Raw genomic sequence first — 23,894 nt, forward strand, 5'->3', positions numbered from 1 at the left:
CCAGTTCTACCGAATAGTAACGACAGTGCAAAATGACGACTAATGTGATGCAATGCACATCAGAAATGTCAGTAGTCACTGGAGGGGTCAATAGTGCGCGAGTTCTCAGTTCCACAGTCGTTCTCAATTCCGGAGAACGTATCCATGGCCGACTCCGTGTTCCGTCACGCCGAAGAAGACCCCACATTCGTGCCGTTCAAGAGGCCGTCGAACGGTGGATGGGTCGACGTCACTGCAGCTGAATTCGCGAAGCAGGTCTCCGCAGTTGCCAAGGGCCTGATCGCGTCAGGTGTCGAGCTCGGCGACCGCGTCGCTATCCTGTCAGCGACTCGCTACGAGTGGGTCGTTCTCGACTACGCCATCTGGACTGCCGGCGGATGCACCGTCGCGATCTACGAGACCTCCTCCCCTGATCAGGCGCAGTGGATCCTCGAGGATTCAGCGACGACACTTCTGGTCGTCGAAACGGCCAAGCACGCGGAGACTCACAAGGAAGTCACCGACGGCGCAGAAGCCCTCCGCGAGGTTCTTGTCATCGAGTCGGGTGCGATCGACGAGCTGTCCAGTCGCGGTTCGGCAATCACCGACGAAGAACTGCATACTCGTCGTCACCAGGTCACCGCTGCCTCGCCCGCGACCCTGATCTACACCTCCGGAACCACCGGACGCCCCAAGGGTGTCCAGCTGACGCACTCCAACTTCTACGCCGAGTCCAACGCCTGCCGCCTGGCGATGCCGGAGTCCATGGTCCCCGGCAAGAAGACTCTGATGTTCCTGCCGCTTGCCCACGTATTCGCGCGAGCGATCTCCTTCGGCGCTTTCGACGCCAAGGTCACCGTCGCCCACACGTCGGACCTGACGACGCTGCTCGAGCAGTTCGCCGGCTTCAAGCCCAACTTCATCCTCTCGGTGCCCCGCGTGTTCGAGAAGGTGTACAACTCGGCTCGCCAGAAGGCAGTCGACGGCGGTAAGGGCAGCATCTTCGACAAGGCTGCTGCCACCGCCATCGAATACAGCGAATCCCTCGAAAAGGGTGGCCCCGGACTGGCACTCAAGCTCAAGCACGCGGTATTCGACAAGCTCGTCTACTCGAAGTTGCGCGCAGCTCTGGGTGGCGAGTGCGAGCGTGCAGTCTCCGGTGGCGCAGCCCTCGGCGCGCGCCTCGGCCACTACTTCCGCGGCGTCGGCATCCCGATCTACGAGGGCTACGGACTCACGGAGACCAGCGCCGCAATCACCGTCAACACCTCGAGCGCGCAGCGCGTCGGCACCGTCGGCAAGCCGATCAACGGCCATGCAGCACGGATCGCCGACGACGGCGAACTCCTCCTGCAGGGCCCGGTCGTGTTCGCCGGCTACTGGCACAACGAGAAGGCCACTGCCGAATCCATCGTCGACGGCTGGTTCCACACCGGCGACCTCGGATCGATCGACAACGAGGGCTACGTCTCGATCACCGGCCGCAAGAAGGAAATCATCGTCACCGCCGGCGGTAAGAACGTCGCACCGGCAGGCCTCGAGGATTCCCTGCGTGCGCACGCTCTGATCAGCCAGTGCCTCGTGGTCGGTGACGGTCAGCCGTTCATCGGTGCACTGATCACCCTCGATCCGGAAACACTGCCCGGTTGGGTCGAGCGCAACGGCCTGCCCGCGAACACCGCGATTGCCGATCTGGTGAAGAACGCCGATCTGATCGCCGAGATCGACTCGGCCGTTGCCGACGCCAACAAGAAGGTCTCCAACCCCGAGCAGATCAAGAAGTACACGATCCTCGAGGTCGACTTCACCCAGGAGACCGGTGAATTGACGCCGACGCTCAAGCTCAAGCGCAACATCATTCACGAAGCTCACAAGACCAAGATCAGCGACCTGTACGCCTGATCGATCGTCTTTCACGAGTCTGGCCCGGTTCGAATGCGAACCGGGCCAGACTCGTTTCACTGTCCGGCGGAGAGTAGTTCCTTTTCGATCTCGGATGGAAGGCCGTGCACCGCACGATCCTCCCGCTGAGTCGGCAGAGTTTCCCGCTGCATCCACTCCCAGGTATCGCGCACGGTGTCTTCGACGGGCCGGCACCGCAGCCCTGCTTGCCCCGCCTTGGCGGTGTCGGCTTCGAGGAAGCCCGCGAACTCACCCTCCTGCGGCACCCAACACGGAAGTTGTGTCCACGGCTGCGCTCCAGCGGCCGCCAGCCTGTCCTCGTCGATCCACACGAGTTCAGCGTCCGAACCGGTGGCAACCACGCACGCCTGGAGGAGTCCGGAGGTAGTGGTGTGGCCGGACGGGCTGATGACGTCGTATGCCCCGCTGATCCCGGCGGCCAGTCCGGCCAGGACAAAGGTTGCGATGTCGCGGGCATCGACGTACTGCAACGGTCTGGTCGGCACTCCGGGAGCAACGACACGTCCGCCCGCCGCGATACGCTGCAGCCACCACGGCAACCGCCCGATGTCCTCGCGCGGGCCGAGGATCAACCCTGCCCTCGCGAGTAACGCGTCCGGGAAGGATTCCAGGACAGCGAGTTCGGCCCCGCGTTTGGCGGACGCGTAATCGCTGTAGTCATCGGAGGTTGCAGATGCGGCCACCACTGGTGAGGTCTCGTCTACGTGCAAGCCCCATTGGTAGACGGATCCACTGGAGATGTATGCGTACCGGTCGACGTGACCGAGTAAGACGCGCGCATTTTCCCCGATCACTCGGGGGCTACCCGACCAGGTGTCGACGACAAGATCCCATCGACGATCACCGAGCGCATCAACCATCGCACGCTGATCGGTGCGATCCGCGAACAGGACCTCCGCTGTAGGTGGTGGCGCTCCGGTGAGCCCACGATGGAGCACTGTCACCTCCCAGCCCCGGACCAAAGCGTCATCGACGAGAGCGTGGCCGAGGAACCGTGTTCCTCCGAGCATCAACAGCTTCATGAGGGCCATCGTCACTTGAAAAGCGTCGTGCGGCAACACGTTCGTCTGGTAGCGCAATTTCCGGCGACTGAGGCACGAACGAACCGCTCAGATACCTCGTCCGGGATTGAGAATGTTCTTCGGATCGAATGCGGCCTTGACTGCAAGCATCATTTCGCGTTCGGTCTGGCCGACCATGTCCGCCATGTACGGCGCTTTGAGAACCCCGATACCGTGTTCACCGCTGATCGTTCCGCCCAACGCCAGTGCGCCGGCAACGATGTCGTCGAAAGCTCCGCGCGCACGATCCTGCGCACCCGATTCGGCAGCGTCGAACACGATGGTCGGGTGGAGATTGCCGTCGGCGGCGTGACCGAAGGTTCCGATCGTGACGCCGTGGCGATCGGCCGCTTCACGAATGCATTCCAACATGGACGGCAACGCCGGCACCGGCACCGCGACGTCGTCGAGAAGTACCGTGCCCAACGCCTCGAGAGCCGGCAAGGCCATGCGGCGCGCGGCGGTGAACTCTTCACCTTCCACCGGATCGTCGGTGTGGAAAACCTCTCGGGCCCCGGCACTTTCGCACGCCGCGGCGCAGTCCGCTGCCTCGGCGGCCGCCGACCTACCGTCGCACTGGATGAGCAGCATCGCCCCGGCCGATTCGTCCAGCCCCATCTTGGTCAGCCGATTGACGGCGCCGATGGTGACGTCGTCCATCAACTCCATCTGACACGGTTCGGCCACTGCCGACACGGCGAGGACGGCATCGATCGCGGACTCCGCGGAATCGAAGAAGGCGACCACAGTGGTCGCGGCAGTGGGCGCCGTACGCAACCGCATCGTGGCTTCGACGATGACCGCGAGAGTGCCCTCCGACCCGACGAGCAGATGTGTCAGGTCCAGCCCCGCAACGTTTTTGCGCGTCAGTGCACCGGTACGGATAACACGCCCGTCGGCGAGTACCGCCGTCAGGGCCGCAACGTGATCACCGGTGACGCCGTACTTGGCGCAACAGATGCCGCCTGCATTTGTCGCCAGATTGCCGCCGATACTCGAGATGGACCGGCTTCCCGGATCCGGTACGTACCAAAGGCCCTGCTGTGCAGCAGCTTCCGCCAGGTCACCGTTGATCACTCCGGGCTCCACCGTGGCGGTGCGCGCGGCAGGATCGATCTCGAGAATGCGATCCATGCCCGCGACGCTCAGGACGATGCATCCGTCGAGCGCATTGGCAGCGCCGGCCAACCCGGTACCCGCCCCTCGTGTCACCACCGGAACGGCGAGTTCGTGGGCCACCGTCATGACCGCAACGACGTCGTCGACCGTCTTCGCCTTGACCAGCGCGGCGGGCCTTCCGGCTGCGGTGAGCAGTGATTGATCCCGGACGTACGCGCCCATTCGGTCGGGATCGGTTGTCGCCCTGTCCCCCACCGCTTTCTGCAAGCGTTCATCCAACAGATCGATACTCGTGGTCATTGTGTTCGTCCTTCGTAGAATCCGCGCACATGGCGCTCGACCAAAACGGCGGCCTCGTCAGCTGCGCCGCGCTCGATCGCGTCAGCGATACCCTCGTGCTCTGCCAACAGTGCGCCGAGCGTGGCCGCCGAGTTCTCGCGCGAGTCGAGTTCACTCAGCAGGTAGCCGGCGATGCTGTCGCGGAGAACCGTCATGACCAACCCGAACGCCTTGTTCCCGCCGGCTCCGGCCAGCGCAACGTGAAAGTCGACATCGGCGTCGTGGAATGCGACCGAGTCGTCGGCAAGGGTTGCGACGCGCATCCGCTCGATCGCATCCCGGGCGCCGTTCGGCACCGCGACGACAGTGCGCAGCGCAGCAGCTTCGAGCAGCACTCGCAATTCGACAAGATCGCCCAATGGAACTGCACCCACCTGCAACGCCGTGCTGAGAGCTGTGGCCGCGGAATCGGCCGTATGCTCGTGCGTCACCCGAGGCCTGGCAGTAGAAGTGGTGTCCGCGCCGGTCAACAATCCCTGCGCTTGCAGAACCCGAAGGGCCTCACGGACCGTCGATCGACCCACCGAGAACGTCTGTGCAAGTTCCTGTTCGGTGGGCAATGCCTCACCGACCGGGAGTGAACCGTCGAGAATGGCAGCGCGGATTCGTCCCGACACGGCAAGGCTGAGCGGCATGCGCGACAACGGAGTCGTATCCATGCCGCGACGCTACCACCCCTTGCCTGCTTGTCTGACAAACTGTTTAATTGAGGAGATTCGTGACCCGGACCACAACAGAGAAGGTGCCGACCATGACCGACAAGCTCGAATTGGATCCCGCGACCACCGCCGTCGTGCTCATCGAGTACCAGAACGACTTCACCACCGAAGGCGGTGTCCTCCACGAGGCCGTCGCACCAGTCATGGAATCGAACGGACTCCTCGCGAACACCGCCGCGCTGGTCGATGCGGCCCGGGCGGCGGGTGTCACCGTGATGCACGCACCGATCACCTTCGCCGAGGGGTACAACGAAATCACGTCGCATCCGTACGGAATCCTCAAGGGCGTCGTCGACGGAAAGGCCTTCGTGAAGGGTTCGTGGGGCGCCGCTATCGTCGACGACCTCACTCCGAAAGACGGCGACATCGTCATCGAGGGCAAGCGTGGACTCGACACTTTTGCCAGCACCAACCTCGATTTCATTCTGCGTAGCAAAGGAATTCGCACGATCCTTCTCGGCGGTTTCCTGACCAACTGCTGCGTCGAATCGACCATGCGCACCGGATACGAGAACGGCTACCGGGTCATCACACTCACCGATTGTGTAGCCGGAACTTCGGTCGCCGAACACGAGAACGCGATCACCTACGACTACCCGATGTTCTCGCATCCCGTCACGTCGAAAGAGGTGCTCGGCGCGCTCTCCTGAGAGGACTACCTGGAATGCGCGAGAAGGAATTCACGGCTGACGTTGGTGACACTGGCGTGAACCTTCTCGTGCAGCAGGTCGTGACCGGCGTCCTCGAACTCGCGCATCTCGACGTTGCGCAGCGTCCGCGCCCAGTCCCGGACGGGATCGACCGGGGCGATCCGGTCGTCGGTACCGTGAACGACCAGGACTGGGATGCCCGCGTCGGAGAGTTCCGCCCACCCGTGTTGCTCGACCGCACTGCGCGGAATGCCGCACAGCACTGCGGAGGCAAAATCGTGATCGCGATGAGCCAGCATCGTCAGCGCCGTCACCGCACCCAAGGAATGGCCCATCACCGCCTGCGGGACTTCGGGCAGTTCCGCCAAGGCGATGTCAGCGAGCGTTGCTGCGTCGGCGGCAAGATCGGAGAGCGGAGCCCCGACTCCCGGATCACCCTCCGACAAACCGTGCCCGGTGTGATCGATCGCCCACACGTCTATCCCCGACGCCGTCATTGCGCCCGCGAAGCGGTGATACTGGCCGCTGTGCTGACCGAGACCGTGCAGAAAGACCAGTGACACCGTGGGCACCGCGCCCCCTGCCGCCGGCCAATGCCGAAAGTGCACCTGACCGGTTCGTCCGTCGAAGAAAGGCATGATCGTCATTCTGCACGCCGCTACCGGTATCCGCGGCTCGTGGGCGATTACTGGTGGGTTGCCTTGTCGGTGAGCGATGGCACAATCGCCCTGTGTTCCTACTCGATGATCAGATCGTCTACAGCGCCAGCGACCTCTCGGCTGCGGCCTCGTGCGAGTTCGCACTGCTGCGGCAACTCGACGCCCGAACCGGTCTGATCGCGGCCGAGGCCGCCGAGGCGGATCCGATGCTCGAGCGGACGTCGAGCCTCGGCGACTCGCACGAGCGCGAACAGCTTCAGAAGTTCATCGATCAGCACGGAGACGGCGTCGTCGTCATGCCGCGACCGGAACACTCACGCGCAGGCCTGACCGCTGCCACGTTGGCCACCGTCGAGGCAGCACGATCGGGCGCGCCAGTCATTTATCAGGGAACCTTTTTCGACGGCCGTTTCCTCGGGTTCTGCGATTTCCTCGTCCGCGAAGGCGACACCTACGCGGTCTACGACAGCAAGCTCTCCCGGCACGCCAAGGTGTCGGCACTTCTACAACTCGCCGCATACGCGGATGCGTTGGAGCGCAATGCAATCGCCGCCTCCGATCAAGTTCATCTACTGCTAGGCGACGGCAGCACGTCGTCGCACGACATCGGAGACATCGCGCCGGTATTCGCGGCACGTAGAGCTGAACTCGAACGAGTCCTCGACGAGCACCGCGCCGAGGGGAAACCGACACAGTGGCTCGACGATCGGTACCTGCGTTGTGGTCGATGCGACACCTGCAGCGTCGAGGTCGAAAGCCATCGAGACCTGCTGCTGGTTGCGGGCGTCCGCGGCAATCAGCGTGAACAGCTGATCGTCTCGGGGATCACGACAATCGACGAACTCGCCGCGAGCACCGGCCCAGTCGAGGGCATCCGCCGGGAAACACTCGACAAACTCCGTGCACAGGCCGCGGTTCAACTACGCCAGGAACTGTCCGGCGACGCCGAATTCGAGGTCTACGAACCCTCGGCGCTCGGCGGACTCCCCATCCCCGACGACGGTGACATCTTCTTCGACTTCGAGGGCGATCCGCTCTGGGCCGAGGACGGGTCCACCGATTGGGGGTTGGAGTATCTGTTCGGTGTGGTCGAAGGGCCTGCGGACGACTACGTGTTCAAGCCGTTCTGGGCACACGATCGCGAGGGCGAGCGCCAGGCGCTCCTCGACTTCCTCGATTACGTCACCGCGCGTCGAGAAGCTCATCCAGGCATGCACATCTACCACTACGCCGCGTACGAGAAATCGGCGCTGTTGCGCTTGGCCGCACGTCACGGTGTCGGCGAGCAGACCGTGGACACGCTGCTCAGCGAGAACGTGCTCGTAGACCTGTACCCGATCGTCCGCGCGTGCCTGCGGATCGGACAACGCTCGTACAGCATCAAGAAACTCGAGCCGCTCTACATGGGTGAGCACGGCCGCGACGGCGACGTGACCAATGCCGCCGCTTCGGTCGTCGCCTATGCCGACTACTGCGAATTGCGCGACGGCGGACAAGCCGACCAGGCCCGGGAACTTCTTCAGGGTATCTCCGACTACAACGAGTACGACTGCGAATCCACCCTGCGCCTGCGTGATTGGCTTGCGGAGCGCGCCGCCGAACACGGCGTCGAACTTCGTGAGCCGACCGGGCAGATCAAGATTCCACTCGAGGAGCTCACCGAATCGGAGATCGCGCTCCGCGAATTCGCAGGACACAAGGCAGGTTCGACGCGTACCCCCGATCAGCAGGCAGCTGCTCTACTGGCCGCAGCGGTCGGATACCACAATCGCGAGCGGAAGCCGTACTGGTGGGCCCACTTCGACCGATTGGTCACACCGATCGAAGACCTGGTGGACATCCGCGACGTCATGGTGGTCGAGCAGTCCGAAATCGAAGCGGACTGGCACAAGAGCACCCCGCGGCAGAAGAAGTTTCGTCGCCACATCCAGTTGACCGGAAGTTTCGGCACCGGAACGTCTTTGAGCCCGGGCAGTGATCTTTTCGCGCTCTACGCAACCCCCTCCCCGGATGCCGTTGCAAGCGAGAACCCCACCCAACGCGGCACCAGCAGCGTCAAGGTCACCGCCGTGGTCAAGGCCGAAGGGCTCGACGTGGTCACCGTCGAAGAACTGCTCGGCGGTGACGAATACCTCGATACCCCAGTCGCGTTGGCACCTGGTCGTCCGATTCCCACGGGACGTATGGAGAAGTCGATCGCCGCTGCCGCAGCCGCCGCCAGCGAGATCCTGCCCGAACTGCCACCCGTCGCAGCGGTCGACATTCTCCGGCGCAGCACCCCGAGGACACGCTCGGGTTCACCGCTCCCTCCCGTCGGGACCGACAACAACTACGCGGAGGCCATCACCGCCGCACTTCTCGACCTCGACGATTCCTACGTGGCAGTACAGGGTCCCCCTGGTACGGGCAAGACCTACACGGGCGCTCGTGTCGTCAAGACACTGATCGAACAACATCAGTGGCGAATCGGAGTGGTGGCACAATCACATTCGGTGGTCGAGAACATGCTCGGCGGCATTCTGAAAGCCGGCGTGGACCCTGCACTGGTCGCGAAGAAGGGCAGCCGGAGCAAGACCGCAGAATGGCAGGACATCGCATCCGAAGAATATGCGGGATTCATCGCCGAGGCCGAAGGCGTCGGCTGTGTCATCGGCGGCACTGCGTGGGACTTCTCGAACACCGATCGTGTTCCAGCGGGCAGCTTGGACTTGCTCGTCGTGGACGAAGCAGGCCAATTCGCGCTGGCGAACACCATTGCCGTCGCGATTTCCGCGCGAAACCTGTTGCTGCTGGGCGATCCGCAGCAGTTGCCGCAGGTGAGCCAAGGCACTCACCCCGAACCGGTCGACGAATCGGCACTCGGTTGGCTCGCCGAGGGACACGGCGCACTGCCACCCGAACTCGGCTACTTCCTCGAGAAAACGTGGCGGATGCACCCGGATCTGTGTGCGCCCGTGTCCGCATTGTCGTACGAGGGCAAGCTGCATTCCCAGGAAACCGTGAGTGCGGCAAGAAAACTCGACGGACTCGCTGCCGGAGTACACACGGTGTTCGTCGATCACCGCGGCAATTCCACCTACTCCCCGGAAGAGTCCCAGGAAATCGTTCGCCAGATCCAGGGCCTTCTCGGTACGCCTTGGACCGACCCGAGCGAGTTCGAGGGAACCAGGCCGCTGGAGCAGTCGGACATTCTCGTAGTCGCGGCGTACAACGCCCAGGTGGGCACCGTCGAGCGCGATCTCACCGAGGCCGGTCTCACGGAGGTCGAGGTCGGGACCGTCGACAAGTTCCAGGGCCGCGAGGCTGCGGTGGCAATCGTGTCGATGGCCGCATCTGCCGTCGAGGACGTCCCGCGAGGGATGTCGTTCCTGCTGTCGCGAAACCGTCTCAATGTTGCTGTCTCACGCAGCAAGTGGTGCGCGATCATCGTTCGATCGCACGCGTTGACGCAGTACATGCCCAGTACGCCTGCGGGATTGGTCGAACTGGGCGCGTTCATGAGGCTGACGAGCTAGCCGAAGCCTGTCTTACCCGAAACACTGCCTTACCCGAAGCACTGCCTTACCCGAAGCACTGCCCTTCGCCGCGATAGGTGGGAACCGAGGTTCGGGTGCCGTCGGCTTCGACCACGTACACGCGGTCGAAGCGCTCGCACAGCTCGCCGGCCTTGGCGTGACGGAACCACACGCGGTCGCCGATCGCGATGTTTCCGGCTTCCTTCCCGGTGACCGGCGTCTGGACTTCGCCGGCTCCTTCGTTGCGGAGCAGTTTGAGACCGGCGGGCCAGACCGGTGACGGAACGCGGGTGGCTCCGGCAGGTCCGGACGCGATGTATCCGCCGCCGAACAGGGTCGTGACGGACGGCGTCGGTTTGCGCACTGCCGACAGTGCGAAGAACAGCGCCGGATCGGGGCGGAAGGCGCGGTAGCGGTCGAACAGGGTCGGTACGTACAGTCCGGAGCCTGCTGTTACCTCGGTCACCACAGGATCGGCCGAGCTGACCTCCAGCGACCCCGTACCGCCGCTGTTGACGATCTCGAGTGCACCCACGGCATCGGTGACGGCCGCGACCACAGCGCCTCTTCTGGACGCCAGTTCGCGGGCAGAGGCCTTCTTGACCCAACCGATCGGAGCGCTGGTGTCCGGGAGGCCGGCGATCTGGGCTTCGTAGAACATCACTCCGACGACGGAGAATCCGCGCTGACGAGCACGCGCCGCGAGTGCGGCGACCGCGGCAGGTTCGCGCAGCGGCGAGCGTCGTACGCCTAGATGAATCGGACCGATCCGAAGTGACGCATCGACGTCGAGACACACCCGGACAGGCGCATCTCCCGTCGACGCCGAACGAATGAGGTCCAACTGCGCATCGTCGTCGACCATCAAGGTGATCGATGCGAGAGCGGTGTCGTCGGCAGCGAGATCCGCGATGGCGCCACGATCGGCGGTCGGGTACCCCATCAGGATGTCCCGTGCGCCCAGCCCGACCAGCCACAGAGCCTCGCGCAGTGAGTACGCCATGATTCCGCGGAATCCGCCGGACGCGGTCAGTGTGTCGCCGAGAGTTTCAGCCAGAACCGTCCGACAACGAACCGATTTGCTCGCCACTCGCACCGGGGTTCCACCGGCACGGCGCACCAGGTCGGCTGCATTACTGCGCAGGGTGGTCAGATCCAGAGCAGCCAGAGGCGGGTCGAGTTCTCGCGTGGCAGCAGTGAGTCGATCAAGGGTCCGGGTCACAGATGATCCAATCGTCGCGGCGTGCGACCAGTCAATCACCAATCCTGGACGTATGTCCAGGATGGCAGCTCTACTGAGGCGCGACCACGGCTTTGTTGGCGATTACCTGAACCATTTCTCCGAACTCGGCAATAGTCGCGTCGGAGTCACGATCGACCAGCCATCGCAGAACAAGGCCGTCGATCATTGCAAGACTCAGTCGCGCAATCGAACTCAACGGCTCCGTCCACACCGTGCCCGATATCTTGGCGCACTCTTCGAGAAACGACACCGCGAGCTCATCCATTATTCGGTACTGCTCAAATGCAACCGCCCCAGCACGTTCGGCTCCGAGATTGCGACTACGCAGTGCCTGCGCGGTAATTTCGTAGGTCAACAACTGGCGATCCGGGGTTGCCTCGATGGTCGGCCACATTCCGGTCAGGCCGATGTGCAGCAATTCCCTGAGCCCCTGCACGCCACTGAGATCCGGCGCATGGCGGACCTGCGCGAACGCATACTGCATCGACGCACTGAGCTGCAGAATGAGCGTTTCACCCATTGCCGCGATCAGCGCTTCCTTGCTCTCGAAGCAGTAATGAACGACGCCGAGCGATACCCCGGCCTCCTCTGCCACCGCCCTTACCGTCACAGAACTGACACCGCGCTGTTCCGCAATAGACAAGGCGGACTCGACCAATTGTGTGCGGCGTTCGTCCGCCGGGAGCCTGTTCAGCATCCAATGATCGTAGAACGCAAATGACAAAATCTTCGCGCAATACTTGCCTGGACGACCGTCCAAGTACATTATTGCGTAATGGCTTCGGACACTTGGCAGAACTGGGCGGGCACTCAAAGCGCCGCGCCGCGTCGCTTTGCGACGCCGACAAATACCCGTGAACTTTCGTCGTTGGTCGCCGAGGCCGCCTCGCGTGGCCAACGCGTGAAGGCCGTCGGCGCCGGCCACTCGTTCACCGGTGTCGCGGTCACTGACGGTGTCCTCGTCAGCCTGGACAACTTGAGCGGAATCGACTCGATCACACCGACCGACGACGGTGCGCTGGTCACTGTTTTTGCAGGCACTCGCCTTCATGCTCTCAACGACGCCTTGTGGCAACGCGGATATGCGATGGCAAATCTCGGTGACATCGACGTCCAGTCACTGGCCGGCGCGACGTCCACCGGCACGCACGGCACCGGCGCACGATTCGGCGGTATCGCCACACAGATTCGCGGAATCGAAGTCGTTCTCGCCGACGGATCCGTCGTTTCCGCAAGCGCCGACGAAAACGTCGAGTTGTTCGAAGCGGGCCGCCTCGGATTGGGCGCAATCGGCATCATTTCGAAGATCACTCTCGCCTGCGTTCCGCGATTCACACTTCGCGCAATCGAGGAACCCGACACGCTGTCTCACATACTGGACACCCTCGAGGGCGATCGCCTGGGCCTGGATCACTTCGAGTTCTACTGGTTCCCGCACACCGATCGTGTCCTGACGAAGAGCAATACGCGACTCCCCGGAGATACCGAACCCGATCCGGTGGGCAAGGTCCGCGCGTTCGTCGACGACGAACTCCTCTCGAACACACTCTTCGAAGGTGTCAACCGCGTTGCCACCCTGGCACCGGCCGCGATCCCGAGAATCAACAACGTGTCGTCCCGATTGCTCGGCGCCCGCGAGTTCACCGATCGCAGCTACCGGGTATTCGCGTCTTCGCGCCGCGTGAAGTTCAAGGAGATGGAGTACGCGATTCCCCGCGAACACGTCACCGAGACACTTCACGAAATCGATCGCTGGATGAAGAAGTCCGGAACCAACGTAGCTTTCCCCGTCGAAGTACGTTTCGCTGCCGCCGACGACCTCTGGCTCTCCACTGCTCACGGACGCGACACCGCATACATCGCGGTACACCAGTACCACCGCCGACCCGAAACCGAATACTTCGCCGCGGTGGAAGCCATCGCGCGCGCCGTCGACGGCCGGCCGCATTGGGGAAAAATGCACAACCGGACCGTCGACGACCTGCGTCCTACGTACGACCGACTCGACGACTTTGTCGCCGTTCGAGACAAGTACGACGCGAATCGTGTGTTCGACAACGAGTACTTGCGTCAGGTGCTCGGCGACTGACGGTCAGTGCCGCAGCAGTTCCGCTTTTCGCGCATCGCTCGCAAACGAGGCTTTGATCGAGTTCCGGGCGAGGGTGTCTCGCTCGGCCTCCGTCAGACCCAGGGCTCGGCCCAGTTCGGTGAAATTGTCGTCGACATATCCCCCGAAGTAGGCCGGGTCGTCGGAGTTGACCGTGACGATCAAACCCATCTCGAGCATCGATCGAAGCGGATGATCCGACAGCGAATCGAACACCCGCAGACGAACGTTCGACAACGGGCAGACCGTCAGTGGAATCTCCTCGTCGACCAGACGCTCGATCAGGGCAGGATCCTCGAGTGCCCGGACTCCGTGGTCGATCCGCTCGGCGCCGAGAATGTCGAGCGCCTGCCAGATGTACTCGGGCGGTCCCTCTTCACCGGCGTGAGCCACAACGTGCAAACCCTCGGCGCGCGCGCGGGCGAACACGTCCTCGAACAGTGACGGCGGGTTGCCGACCTCCGCGGAGTCGAGTCCGAGCCCGACGATCGGAGCCTGCAGGCGAATTATCTCGGAGAAGATCTCCTCGGCGTCCTTGACGGGCTGATCTCGGAGGATGGCGGCGATCGCCGCGCTGCTGAGCCCGAACTCGCGCTCACTCGATGCCACCGCATCCATGATCCCGTCCAGGACCTCGGTCAGCGGAACACCACGGACCACGTGCGCCTGTGGATTGAAGAAGAACTCGGCATGCGCGACGCCGGCGGCAGCCGCGCGGCGGAAGTACGCTCGCGTCAGGTCGGCAAAATCCTCCGCGGTGCGCAGGACGGCCATGTTGGCGAAGTAGAGATCGAGGAACGACTGCAGATCGGTGAACTCGTACCTCGACTTCAGATCGTCGATGTCCTTGTACGGCAAGTCCATTCGATTGCGCTCGGCAAGTCGGTAAATCTGTTCGGGTTCCAGAGAACCCTCGATGTGCATGTGCAGCTCTGCGACAGGTGTAGCCATGTCGGTATTACCGCCCCTTCCAGACCGGGGCGCGCTTCTCGGCGAACGCCGTCGCGCCCTCGCGTGCATCTTCGGACGCGAACACCGGCGCCATGACCTGCAACTGCTTCGCGAAAGCTTCGTCGTCGGACCAACCGCCGGCCTTGACGATGATCTCCTTGGTGACCGCAACCGCGAGCGGTCCGTTGCGGGTGATGCGATCAGCCAGCTCCAGCGCGCCTTCGAGCGCCTTACCCGGCTCGGTCAACGTGTTCACGAAGCCGTAGCGGTAGGCCTCCTCGGCCGTGAAACTGTCACCGGTCAGGGCCAGTTCCAATGCCTTCTGGTACGGAATCCGCTTGGGCAGGCGCAACAATCCGCCTCCACCTGCGACCAGCCCTCGCTTGACCTCCGGGATACCGAACTTCGCTTCGGACGACGCGACCACCAGGTCGGTGGCAAGCACGAGTTCCGTGCCGCCTGCCAACGCGAAGCCCTCGACCGCCGAAATGATCGGCTTACGCGGCGGCCCTTCCGTGAATCCGAGACCGCGTCCCGGCACGAGTACGTTCTCGCCGGCCACGAATGCCTTCAGATCCATACCGGCACAGAAGTTTCCGCCGGCTCCTGTCAGCACCGCCAAGGACAGATCGTCGTCCGCATCGAGCTCTTCGACCGCAGCGGCCAATGCGTGACTGACCGCCGAGTTGATGGCGTTACGCGCCTCGGGCCGGTTGATGGTGATGATCAGTGTCCGCCCGCGCCGCTCGGTGAGAACCTCGTCCGCCATGATGTCCCTCTCGTTTGTCGACCACGCTCGCGTGATTACGCGACGTTGCGTTCGACAATACGGACGAAGCCATCGGGGTCGATCTGCGCGGTGTCGTGAGTGCAGAACCACCCCTGGGTGAACCTCGTCGAGGTCGCTTGCGGCGAGTTCCAATACCGACGCGTGACACTCGGTCCACGGCACAGCAACTCACCGAAACCACCTGGAGCATCCGGGCCGTACAACGCCACTTCCATTCCACCGAAAGCGATTCCGACGCTTCCGAGGTGGGTAGGTGCCGACTCGGTTGGCAGAATGAGACCAGCCCCACAGGTCTCGGTTTTGCCCCACCCGATCACATGACGAGCAGCCGGGAACAGGGTCAGCAGCTTGGCTTCCTGTTCGACCGTGATCGGCGACCCGCTGCAATCGATCCACTGCACCGACCTCGAACCGGCACGCGCCGCCGGCCCGAGGGTGAGCAACCGAGGCTCGAGCAGGTCCTCGGGCCGCCCGGTCACGATGTCGACGGTATGCACACTCTCACGCCAGAAGTCGCCGGCGAGGACCACCGTTCCACCGACCACCAACGTCGCGAGCACGTGCACGAACTGCCGCACCGACTTGAAGTCATTGTCCACCAACAGATTGCGCACACCTTCGACGCCGTAATCGCGCGAGTGCAGAATGCCGACGATGGCGGAGAGCACGTTCTCGTTGCTCAACTCGACGCCCAGCATTTCGCCCGAAGAATCGGCGGTGTACGCGAGGATCGCCATCTCCTCCGGGGCGGCACCGTCGTCGATGAACGGAACACCGTGTGGGAGTTCCCCGTCGAGCACCAACACCGAGCCACTGTCCGCGATGACGAAGTCCGCCGCGTCGTCGCTCAGATGAACACCCACGGAGACTGGAACACCGCCGGCGAGAATGACGCCGAGGCACGCCTCCATCCACCTCACCCCGGCGGCGACGCGAATGGCCACACGGTCACCGATCTCGACGCCTCGCGACTTCAGCCCGCCTGCGACCCGCGACGCCTCGGCCCACAACTCCGCGAAGGTGACCTGCTCGCCGTCGACCTCCTCCACCGCGATGCGTGAGGAGAATCGATGAACGGCGATATCGAGGAGTTCGGACAGCGACGGGTCGAGTTGGCTGTACCGAAGCACCCCGTCACCCGCACGGGTGACACGGGCGTCGGCGAGGAGCTGAGTCGAACACGGGTATTCCACAAGCGTCGACCGCATCGATACCTCCACGTCACTGACAACCCACCGGCCATTCGACTATATGACGTGGATCACAGTTCGTGGAGGTCTCTGGCGATAATCGTCGCAAACTTACTTTCCGGAGTAGACCGCTTTGCCCGGTCCGACCTCGAGGAAACTGCGGACAGCGCCGCGTAGGTCATCGGTGGCGAACAGCGCACCGGACACCCCGGGAGTCACCGAATCCGCGTGGGCGATCCCGCCGGAACGCCAGGCCGCCACGATCTGCTTGGTGGCGTCGTGGGCTCGCGTGGGCCCGTCCGCCAACCGGGCCGCCAGGGCACGCGCCGCAGCATCGACATCGTCGTGAACGGCATTGACGACGCCCCACGAGTGCAGAGTTGCGGCGTCGTAGAGATCGCCGGTCATGACCAACTCCCGAGCCCGTCCGGAACCGGCGCGCTCGGCCAAACGCTGCGGTCCACCCATGGACGGCGTCAGACCGACCACTGTCTCGACCAGTCCGAACTTCGCCTTCGGCGCCGCGAGGATGATGTCGCAGGCCAAGGATATCTCGAAGGCAGCAGTCAGCGTCAGCCCGTGCGCCGCGTAGATGACCGGGCACGGCAACGCCTCGAGCGGATGGCAGATCTGGGCGAACAGTTCGCGCCACAATTCCGCTCCCTGCTCCGGGTTCAGTCCGTCGAACACATGGACGTCGACGCCGGCCGAGTTGACCTTGCCCTCGGCGCGCAGAAGCACAGCGCGCGGTGGGTTTTCGGTCAGCGCTGCAACATCGGCGATGACGGCGTCGAACATGGCCTGATCGAACAGATTGAGTGGTCCGTGCGCGAACGTCAGGACAGCCACCTCGGCACCACCATCGGTGGTGAAGCGCTCGAGGCGGGTGGGATGCGATTCGGGAGCAGTCATGCCGCCACACTGCCACATCGAACCGGCCTACGATCGTCGGGTGGACGGTCTGAGAAATGCACTCGCGGACGTTGTGGGACACCGGTTCGTCGTCGACGACGCCGACGTGTTGGCGACCCGTTCCACCGACCAGACAGGGCGCTACAGCGGGCGCGCCAGCGCTCTGGTCCGACCCGGAAATACCGCCGAAGTCTCGGCAGTGCTGAACGTGTGCCGCTCGCGCGGCGTACCGGTCACCATTCAGGGCGGGCGAACCGGTCTGGTCGCCGGGACGGTGCCCGAGCACGACGACGTCCTGCTCTCCACCGAACGCCTCGAGGCGATCGGCGAAGTCGATGTTGCCGCCGGTCGGATCGCCGTCGGTGCGGGAGCGACACTCGCGCAGGTACATTCGGCGGCCGCCGCCGCCCGCCTGAAATTCGGGGTGGACATAGCCTCGCGGGACACTGCGACGATCGGCGGCATGGTCTCCACCAATGCCGGTGGCCTGCACACGGTTCGATACGGGAACATGGCCGAACAGGTGCTCGGACTCGAGGTGGTACTCCCCGACGGAACTCCTGTGCGCCGGTCACCGAAAGTGTTGTCCGACAATTCCGGATACAACCTGCCCGCACTGTGGGTGGGCAGCGAGGGAACTCTTGGGGTGGTCACGGCAGTCGATCTGAAACTACGACGGGTACCGACTCACCGGGTCACGACGCTGACCGGTTTCGACCGACTGCAAGACGTCGTGGACGCGGGGCGCACGTTGCGCACTCTCGACGGCGTCGACGCACTGGAGTTGGTGGACGGCCGTGGACTCGAATTGGCCGCACGCCATTTGAACGCCGCGGTGCCGACGGGGCGACCGTGGTACCTGCTCGCCGAGGTGTCCGCGGCCCACGATCCGCTGGAAGACCTGGCCGAGCTGCTCGAACGCATCGACCCACCGCAGACCCCGGCAGTGGCGGTCGACGATCCCGGCTCGACGCGTTTGTGGGCGGCGCGGGAGTGTTTCGCCGAAGTGGTCGGACTGTTCGGTCCCCCACTGAAATTCGACGCGGCGCTGCCGCTGGACTCGCTTGCCACCTTCGCCGAGGACGCCGCGGCGGTGATCGCGAGTCGTGCCCCCGAGGCAATTCCGATCCTCTTCGGACATGTCGCCGAGGGAAACATCCACCTCAACGTCCTGAACTGCCCGAACGCCGACACCGTGTACCGCAGCGTCCTCGAACTGGTTCGCGATCACGGCGGAAACGTCAGTTCCGAGCACGGGGTGGGCTCGCTCAAACGCAACTATCTGGACCTGGCCCTCTCTGCGGAGGACATAGCCACGATGTGGGCGATCAAGCGAGCCCTGGACCCGAGCGACTATCTCAATCGTGCAGTGATGTTTCCCGACGCGCTTCGGCACTGACGGCCATCGCGTCGTCGTGTGCGTCGCCGCGCAGAGGCCGAGCGAAGCACACCGAAGCGACGAAGCCGATGAGCAGCACGCCGGCGGGCAGCCAGATCGACTCCGACATCGCCGTGCTGAACGGTTCACGGACGAACTCGGGTAGGTGACCCACTCCGGCTTCGGAACTGCCGCCGGTCAGACCCTGAGCCGCCAATCGTGCGGTGATCAGTGCTCCGATCGCGGCACTGCCGAGAACCGCACCCACCTGCCGGGTGGTGTTGTAGACGCCGGCGCCGGCGCCGGCCTGCATCGGAGGCAGGTTGTGTGTGGCGGTGGCCGCGAGCGGTGACCAGATGCATGCGTTGGCGAAGCCGATCAGGCCGATCGGCAGGAGCAGTTCCCAGATCGCGACGTCGGGAGACATAACCAATGCCAGCCAGCCCAGGGCGATCGCGAACAGCAGGAAGCCGGTGCCCGCAATGTAGCGCGGATGCGTCTTGTCGACGAGCTTGCCGATGATCGGCGCAAAAATGCCGGTCAGCACGGCCATCGGAACGAGGAGGAGCGCCGACTGCGTCGGGGAGAGTCCGCGAACTGCCTGGGTGTAGAACATCAGCGGAAGGACCATCGACGTGATCGCGAAGCCCATCGCGGTGATCGCGACGTTGGCGAGCGAGAAGTTGCGGTCCTTGAAGAGTTCGAGTGGGAGCAAGGGCTCGTTCTTGTTGCGCGACTGGTAGAACACGAACACCGCGAGCAACACCACACCGGCGCCGATCAGGCTCCAGACGAATCCGTTCCAGTCGTACGAACTGCCTTCCTGGATTCCGAACACGAGCAGGAACATGCCTGCGGCGCTGAGAATCACGCCGGGGATGTCGAACTTGTGCTCGCTGGTCGGCAACGACGGAACAAGCTTCCACGCGAGGAGGAAGGCGATGACACCGACCGGGACGTTGACGATGAAGATCCATTCCCAGCCGAGATTGTCGACCAACACACCACCGGCAAGCGGACCGACCAGCGTCGCAACACCGGCAACCGCGCCCCACAGGCCCATTGCGGCGCCACGCTTGTTCGGCGCGAACGTGCGTGTGATGACGGCCATCGTCTGAGGCGTCATCATTGCGGCGCCCAGCCCCTGGAAAGCCCTTGCCACGATGAGCATCTCGACGCTGCCGGACAGACCACACCACAGTGAAGCGCCGGTGAACAGTACGAGGCCGATCATGTACAGGTTCTTCGGTCCGAACCTGTCACCGAGCCGGCCGGTGACGAGCAGCGGCACCGCGTACGCCAGCAGGTACGCGCTGGTGACCCAGACGACCTTGTTGATGTCGGTGCCGAGGTCCTCCATGATCGCAGGGTTGGCGACAGCGACGATGGTGCTGTCCACCAGAATCATGAAGAACCCGATACACAGCGCCCACAGCGCGTGCCAGGGATTGACCTGCTTTTCCATCTTCAGTCCTTAGGTAGTGCGGACGAGCCTGCGGAGCCGGCCAGCCGGTCGAGAAGTTCTTGTGAGAGCCAGGGCATTTCGCCGCTCTCGATGTCTGTCACCAACGCGCCGATCCACTCTCTTTCGGCGACGGTCAGTGCGTGGGCGTAGTCCGCGCCCACCGTGAAGATTCGTGGTTTTTCCGCCGCCTTCAGCGCTTCGTAGTCGGCCTCGAATTTCGCGATCGTCTTGTCGAGGTGCGCGAGACGAATTCGAAGCATCTGACACGCGGTGGACGCGGAGAGGTTGTGCATTTCGGCGAGCGCGAGCGGCAACCGCGGATACTCCCGCACCGGAACCGCCAACATCTCACGTAGTTGATGCTCGAGGGCCTCACGGCCCCGGGCGGTGATCTCGTACGTCGTCCGTTCGGGCCGGTTGCCCTCACGATCGGTCCCGATCGAAGCCAGAAGTTCCTGCTTCTCCAACCGGGAAACCGTGTGATAGAGCGATCCCGGCTTGATCTTCACCAACTGATCGCCCCGGCGAACCGAGGCCAGTTGATACATCTCGTACGGATGCATCGAACGCTCGGACAGCAGGCCCAGAACGGTGATTCCCAGAGGCGTCAGAGACACGTCACCCATGAGTCCCCCTCCCTGACAAGCCGCAATTGACTATTTCTTGACTATTCCACCTGAAATAGTCCACATGGAATATACGACCTCTGTCCATCTCGATCAACCCGTTCGAATCGGACTAGCCTGTAGCGAGTGGACGAACATCACCTCGACATCATCCGACTCGCTTGGGCACGTGAACTGGGCCTCGGCGACTCGGCACTTCGGCCGGCACACACGGCCCGCGTCGTCGGCGACGACATCCACGTTCTCGATCTGGCAGGCTCAGGTGCGATCGTCGGGCCGCAGTGGTTCATCGAGCGCACCGAGGACATCTCCGTCGACGCCCTGCTGCAACCGGCGCGCCTGCTCGAGATCGCCGGCGATCACGGCGGCCGAATCACCGGCCCCGTCGATCTCGCTTTCCTCGGCGACTACACGGACGCGCCACCCGACGAGCAACTACTGATTTCCCACGACATCGACGATGCCCTCGCCGTCGCTGCGCTGTGCCCACCCGACGACAGCACCACAGCCGACCTCGGGAACCGGACGCGGTGGTTCACCGCCCTCACCGATTCCGCCGAGGTGCTCGGATGCGCGGCATACTCCGAATTTCAGGGATTCGTGGCAGATCTCACGACCCTGACTGCTCCAGCGCATCGCCGTCACGGAATCGGCTGCGCAGTAACGCTTCTCGCTGCGGAGGACGCTCTCGATTCCGGATTGATCCCGCAGCTACGCACAAGTCGCGGCAGTGCGATCGGAGCGACGCTTCCACGTAAAGCCAAATTCGACGTTCTGGGGGCATACGCTCGGGTACACGTGCACCTGCCCAGTTGACACTCGAACGAGAGGGACCGCAGATGAGTACGGAAGACGGCGCGAGCGAACCGACATTCGTCGAAGAGGGTCGTGAATTCAAACGCGACACCAACTACATCCCGACCCGGATCACCGAGGACGGCCGCGACGGGTACCCCGTCGAACCCGGGCGATACCGGTTGATCGTGGCACGTGCCTGCCCGTGGGCAAACCGCGCCATCATCGTCCGCCGCCTACTCGGCCTCGAAGACGTACTGTCGATGGGCATCTGCGGTCCGGTTCACGACAAGCGAAGCTGGACTTTCGATCTCGACCCGGGCGGCGTCGATCCCGTACTGAAGATCCCGCGACTGCAGGACGCATACTTCGCCCGAGATCCCCACTACCCCAGGGGAATCACGGTGCCCGCCATGGTGGAGATCGCCACGGGCAAGGTGATCACGAACGACTACCCACAGATCACCCTCGACTTCTCGACGCAATGGAAGAAGTACCACCGCGAAGGCGCGCCGGATCTGTACCCGGAGCCATTGCGAAACGAAATCGACGAAGTGGCCGAGTACGTTTTTCGCGACGTCAACAACGGCGTCTACCGCTGCGGTTTCGCCGGTTCACAGCAGGCGTACGACGAGGCATACGACACGCTGTTCGCTCGCCTCGACTGGCTCACCGAACGTCTTGCCCGGCAACGTTTCCTGGTGGGCGACACCATCACCGAAGCCGATGTGCGCCTGTTCACCACGCTGGCGCGGTTCGATCCCGTCTATCACGGCCACTTCAAGTGCAACAGAAGCAAACTCAGCGAGATGCCGGTGCTGTGGGACTACGCGCGCGATCTGTTCCAAACCCCCGGATTCGGTGACACCATCGACTTCACACAGATCAAAGCGCACTACTACATCGTGCATTCCGAGATCAATCCCTCCGGAATCGTGCCCAAGGGACCGGAATTGACACACTGGCTCGAACCGCACGGACGCGAACAGTTGGGTGGCCGACCGTTCGGGGACGGCACACCACCTCATCCGCCCATCCCGTCGGAAGTGGTTCCGGCAGAGCACTGGGCCACCAGGTAGGTCGCGGGGGGCTACTCCCCTGCGTACGTGCCGAAACTCCAGTACACACCTTCGGGATCACGGCAGGTGAACCCCCGCGAACCGTAGTCCTCGTCGCGCAATCCCTGCGTGATCGTGGCGCCCGCCGCGACAGCGCGTTCGTGGAGTGCATCGGCGGCGTCCGCGTCGTCCACGACGATGTACACCGAACCGATTCCAGGCGGCAGGCCGGCGATCGCAGAATCGGTGCGCGGCGAACCCAACATGATGCCGCCACCGCCCGGCCAGTCGAGTTGGGCGTGGTCCACCACGTCTCCCTCTCCGTAGACGGCCTTCTCCACGAAACCGAAGGTGCTCACCAGAAAGTGGATTGCCGCACGGGCGTCGAGGTAGCGCAGCGTCGGCCAGATGGTCGTCGAACGAGATTCCGAAGTGGCGGTCATAACACTCGAACTCCTGCCTGGGAAAACTCACGAAGAAAACCGAGTCTCGTACGAGCCTATGGCCCCGGTGATCACCGCCGCCAGCGAAAACTTCACCTATTCTCGAGATACGGTCCACCTCGCTTCAGAGGAGGACAACTGTGGAGGGGCAGCAATGAGCAAGTCGACGAACAACGACAGCGGGCGTATCGAGAAGGTCCTCGTTTCCGTTCTCGACAACGGAAGCCGCCTGCAAGCGCCCGCAGTGGCCAAATACGTCAACCACGTCCGTAAGGCGCACCCCGACGAGTCACCTGCTCAGATCGTCGAGCGGATGGAGAAGATGTTCATTCTCGCCGTGACCGGAAGCGGCAGTGCCGTCGGCGCCACCGCCGCCGTGCCGGGCGTCGGAACGGTCGCGTCCATCGCTGCCGTCGGTGCGGAATCGGCTTTCTTCCTCGAGGCGTCAGCGCTGCTGACGTTGGCAATTGCGTCAGTGCATGGAATCTCCGTACAGGATCACCAGCAACGACGTGCCCTGGTCCTGGCAGTCGCCCTCGGCGAATCCGGTATGGAGATCGTGCAGAAGGCCACCGGAATCACAGCCAAGAATTGGGGAACGGCAATCACGAGCAAGATTCCCGGACCCACGATGAGGGGAATGAACAGCACCCTCGTGCGGAAATTCGTGACCAAGTACGCCGCGAAGCGCAGCGCACTGATCCTCGGCAAGCTCGTTCCGGCCGGAATCGGTGCGGTCATCGGCGGTGCGGGCAACCGTGCAATCGGCAAGGGCGTCGTCAAGAATGCGCGCGAAGCCTTCGGACCGGCACCGGCCAGGTGGACCGACCACCTGATCGTGATGCCTGCCGACGATGCCGCAGTGCTTCCCCAGACGGAGACACGCCGGGCCATCCGCAGATAGCCGTCCGGGCCGTAGGCTCGCATCACGTATTCGCCGCCGACCCGGGAGCAGCATTGACGAACACCGCA

21 protein-coding genes are annotated in these 23,894 nt (G+C 63.5%); 8 read left to right on the forward strand and 13 right to left on the reverse strand.

All coding sequences use genetic code 11. The features are described 5' to 3' along the window. The first annotated feature begins 93 nt into the window (after positions 1 to 93). Positions 94 to 1,881 carry an AMP-dependent synthetase/ligase gene (locus tag ACYP01_RS28915; protein ID WP_459683494.1) on the forward strand — a complete coding sequence of 596 codons (1,788 nt, stop codon included), beginning with the start codon at positions 94 to 96 and terminating at the stop codon, positions 1,879 to 1,881. A gap of 56 nt (positions 1,882 to 1,937) precedes the next feature. On the opposite strand, the gene ACYP01_RS28920 is transcribed toward ACYP01_RS28915, so the two are convergent. The 3 genes from ACYP01_RS28920 to ACYP01_RS28930 form a co-directional block, all read right to left on the reverse strand. After that, positions 1,938 to 2,933 carry an NAD-dependent epimerase/dehydratase family protein gene (locus tag ACYP01_RS28920; protein ID WP_116058298.1) on the reverse strand — a complete coding sequence of 332 codons (996 nt, stop codon included), beginning with the start codon at positions 2,931 to 2,933 and terminating at the stop codon, positions 1,938 to 1,940. Positions 2,934 to 3,011: 78 nt separating this feature from the next. Further along, a complete protein-coding gene (locus ACYP01_RS28925; RefSeq protein WP_215516012.1) occupies positions 3,012 to 4,382 on the reverse strand; it encodes an FAD-binding oxidoreductase in 1,371 nt (456 codons plus the stop codon). After that, positions 4,379 to 5,080 carry a FadR/GntR family transcriptional regulator gene (locus ACYP01_RS28930; RefSeq protein ID WP_007736157.1) on the reverse strand — a complete coding sequence of 234 codons (702 nt, stop codon included), beginning with the start codon at positions 5,078 to 5,080 and terminating at the stop codon, positions 4,379 to 4,381. Before ACYP01_RS28930 ends, ACYP01_RS28925 begins: the two co-directional genes overlap by 4 nt. A gap of 92 nt (positions 5,081 to 5,172) precedes the next feature. Between ACYP01_RS28930 and ACYP01_RS28935 the strand changes: the two genes are divergently transcribed. Continuing rightward, positions 5,173 to 5,790 (forward strand): cysteine hydrolase family protein, encoded by a 618-nt coding sequence (locus ACYP01_RS28935; protein WP_030536921.1) that lies wholly within the window; start codon positions 5,173 to 5,175, stop codon positions 5,788 to 5,790. Between the two features lie 5 nt (positions 5,791 to 5,795). On the opposite strand, the gene ACYP01_RS28940 is transcribed toward ACYP01_RS28935, so the two are convergent. Next, a complete protein-coding gene (locus ACYP01_RS28940; protein WP_208690434.1) occupies positions 5,796 to 6,437 on the reverse strand; it encodes an alpha/beta hydrolase in 642 nt (213 codons plus the stop codon). A gap of 83 nt (positions 6,438 to 6,520) precedes the next feature. Here ACYP01_RS28940 and ACYP01_RS28945 point away from each other — a divergent pair, with 83 nt between their 5' ends. Further along, the gene (locus ACYP01_RS28945; RefSeq protein WP_459683497.1) at positions 6,521 to 9,964 is read left to right on the forward strand and encodes a TM0106 family RecB-like putative nuclease; all 3,444 of its coding nucleotides are present in this window, start codon (positions 6,521 to 6,523) and stop codon (positions 9,962 to 9,964) included. Positions 9,965 to 10,010: 46 nt separating this feature from the next. Here ACYP01_RS28945 and ACYP01_RS28950 read toward each other — a convergent pair whose 3' ends face one another. Beyond that, positions 10,011 to 11,186: an amino acid deaminase/aldolase gene (locus ACYP01_RS28950; protein ID WP_003945107.1), complete on the reverse strand. Its 1,176-nt coding sequence runs from the start codon at positions 11,184 to 11,186 to the stop codon at positions 10,011 to 10,013. Positions 11,187 to 11,256: 70 nt separating this feature from the next. After that, positions 11,257 to 11,904: a TetR/AcrR family transcriptional regulator gene (locus tag ACYP01_RS28955; protein WP_020908434.1), complete on the reverse strand. Its 648-nt coding sequence runs from the start codon at positions 11,902 to 11,904 to the stop codon at positions 11,257 to 11,259. Between the two features lie 78 nt (positions 11,905 to 11,982). Here ACYP01_RS28955 and ACYP01_RS28960 point away from each other — a divergent pair, with 78 nt between their 5' ends. Next, positions 11,983 to 13,296 carry a D-arabinono-1,4-lactone oxidase gene (locus ACYP01_RS28960; protein WP_003945122.1) on the forward strand — a complete coding sequence of 438 codons (1,314 nt, stop codon included), beginning with the start codon at positions 11,983 to 11,985 and terminating at the stop codon, positions 13,294 to 13,296. 3 nt (positions 13,297 to 13,299) lie between these two features. Here ACYP01_RS28960 and ACYP01_RS28965 read toward each other — a convergent pair whose 3' ends face one another. From ACYP01_RS28965 to ACYP01_RS28980, 4 genes are all read right to left on the reverse strand, one after another. Then, complete coding sequence (locus ACYP01_RS28965) at positions 13,300 to 14,265, reverse strand: adenosine deaminase (protein WP_003945144.1); 966 nt, start codon at positions 14,263 to 14,265, stop codon at positions 13,300 to 13,302. Positions 14,266 to 14,272: 7 nt separating this feature from the next. Then, positions 14,273 to 15,034 carry a crotonase/enoyl-CoA hydratase family protein gene (locus tag ACYP01_RS28970; protein ID WP_003945127.1) on the reverse strand — a complete coding sequence of 254 codons (762 nt, stop codon included), beginning with the start codon at positions 15,032 to 15,034 and terminating at the stop codon, positions 14,273 to 14,275. A gap of 35 nt (positions 15,035 to 15,069) precedes the next feature. Beyond that, positions 15,070 to 16,263, reverse strand: a complete 1,194-nt coding sequence (locus ACYP01_RS28975; RefSeq protein WP_007736152.1) for a class I adenylate-forming enzyme family protein — start codon at positions 16,261 to 16,263, stop codon at positions 15,070 to 15,072. Positions 16,264 to 16,356: 93 nt separating this feature from the next. Then, positions 16,357 to 17,157, reverse strand: a complete 801-nt coding sequence (locus ACYP01_RS28980) for an enoyl-CoA hydratase/isomerase family protein (protein ID WP_007736151.1) — start codon at positions 17,155 to 17,157, stop codon at positions 16,357 to 16,359. Here ACYP01_RS28980 and ACYP01_RS28985 point away from each other — a divergent pair. Further along, complete coding sequence (locus tag ACYP01_RS28985; RefSeq protein WP_459683502.1) at positions 17,156 to 18,556, forward strand: FAD-binding oxidoreductase; 1,401 nt, start codon at positions 17,156 to 17,158, stop codon at positions 18,554 to 18,556. The two genes, ACYP01_RS28980 and ACYP01_RS28985, sit on opposite strands and share 2 nt — an antisense overlap. Here ACYP01_RS28985 and ACYP01_RS28990 read toward each other — a convergent pair. Both ACYP01_RS28990 and ACYP01_RS28995 read right to left on the reverse strand, forming a co-directional pair. After that, a complete protein-coding gene (locus ACYP01_RS28990) occupies positions 18,516 to 20,000 on the reverse strand; it encodes a DHA2 family efflux MFS transporter permease subunit (RefSeq protein WP_003945132.1) in 1,485 nt (494 codons plus the stop codon). The genes ACYP01_RS28985 and ACYP01_RS28990 overlap by 41 nt on opposite strands. 2 nt (positions 20,001 to 20,002) lie before the next feature. Next, positions 20,003 to 20,626, reverse strand: a complete 624-nt coding sequence (locus ACYP01_RS28995; RefSeq protein ID WP_007736146.1) for a PadR family transcriptional regulator — start codon at positions 20,624 to 20,626, stop codon at positions 20,003 to 20,005. Positions 20,627 to 20,752: 126 nt separating this feature from the next. On the opposite strand from ACYP01_RS28995, the gene ACYP01_RS29000 reads away from it, so the two are divergent. Together ACYP01_RS29000 and ACYP01_RS29005 are read left to right on the forward strand one after the other, a co-directional pair. Continuing rightward, the gene (locus ACYP01_RS29000) at positions 20,753 to 21,442 is read left to right on the forward strand and encodes a GNAT family N-acetyltransferase (protein WP_007736143.1); all 690 of its coding nucleotides are present in this window, start codon (positions 20,753 to 20,755) and stop codon (positions 21,440 to 21,442) included. 23 nt (positions 21,443 to 21,465) lie between these two features. Beyond that, entirely contained in the window at positions 21,466 to 22,500 is a 1,035-nt protein-coding gene (locus tag ACYP01_RS29005; protein WP_042450363.1) for a glutathione S-transferase family protein, read from the forward strand. An 11-nt stretch (positions 22,501 to 22,511) separates the two neighbouring features. On the opposite strand, the gene ACYP01_RS29010 is transcribed toward ACYP01_RS29005, so the two are convergent. Continuing rightward, complete coding sequence (locus tag ACYP01_RS29010; protein WP_003945129.1) at positions 22,512 to 22,922, reverse strand: VOC family protein; 411 nt, start codon at positions 22,920 to 22,922, stop codon at positions 22,512 to 22,514. A gap of 154 nt (positions 22,923 to 23,076) precedes the next feature. On the opposite strand from ACYP01_RS29010, the gene ACYP01_RS29015 reads away from it, so the two are divergent. After that, complete coding sequence (locus tag ACYP01_RS29015; RefSeq protein WP_003945111.1) at positions 23,077 to 23,826, forward strand: hypothetical protein; 750 nt, start codon at positions 23,077 to 23,079, stop codon at positions 23,824 to 23,826. Positions 23,827 to 23,894: the final 68 nt, after the last annotated feature.

Source organism: Rhodococcus sp. no. 34 (assembly GCF_054589475.1).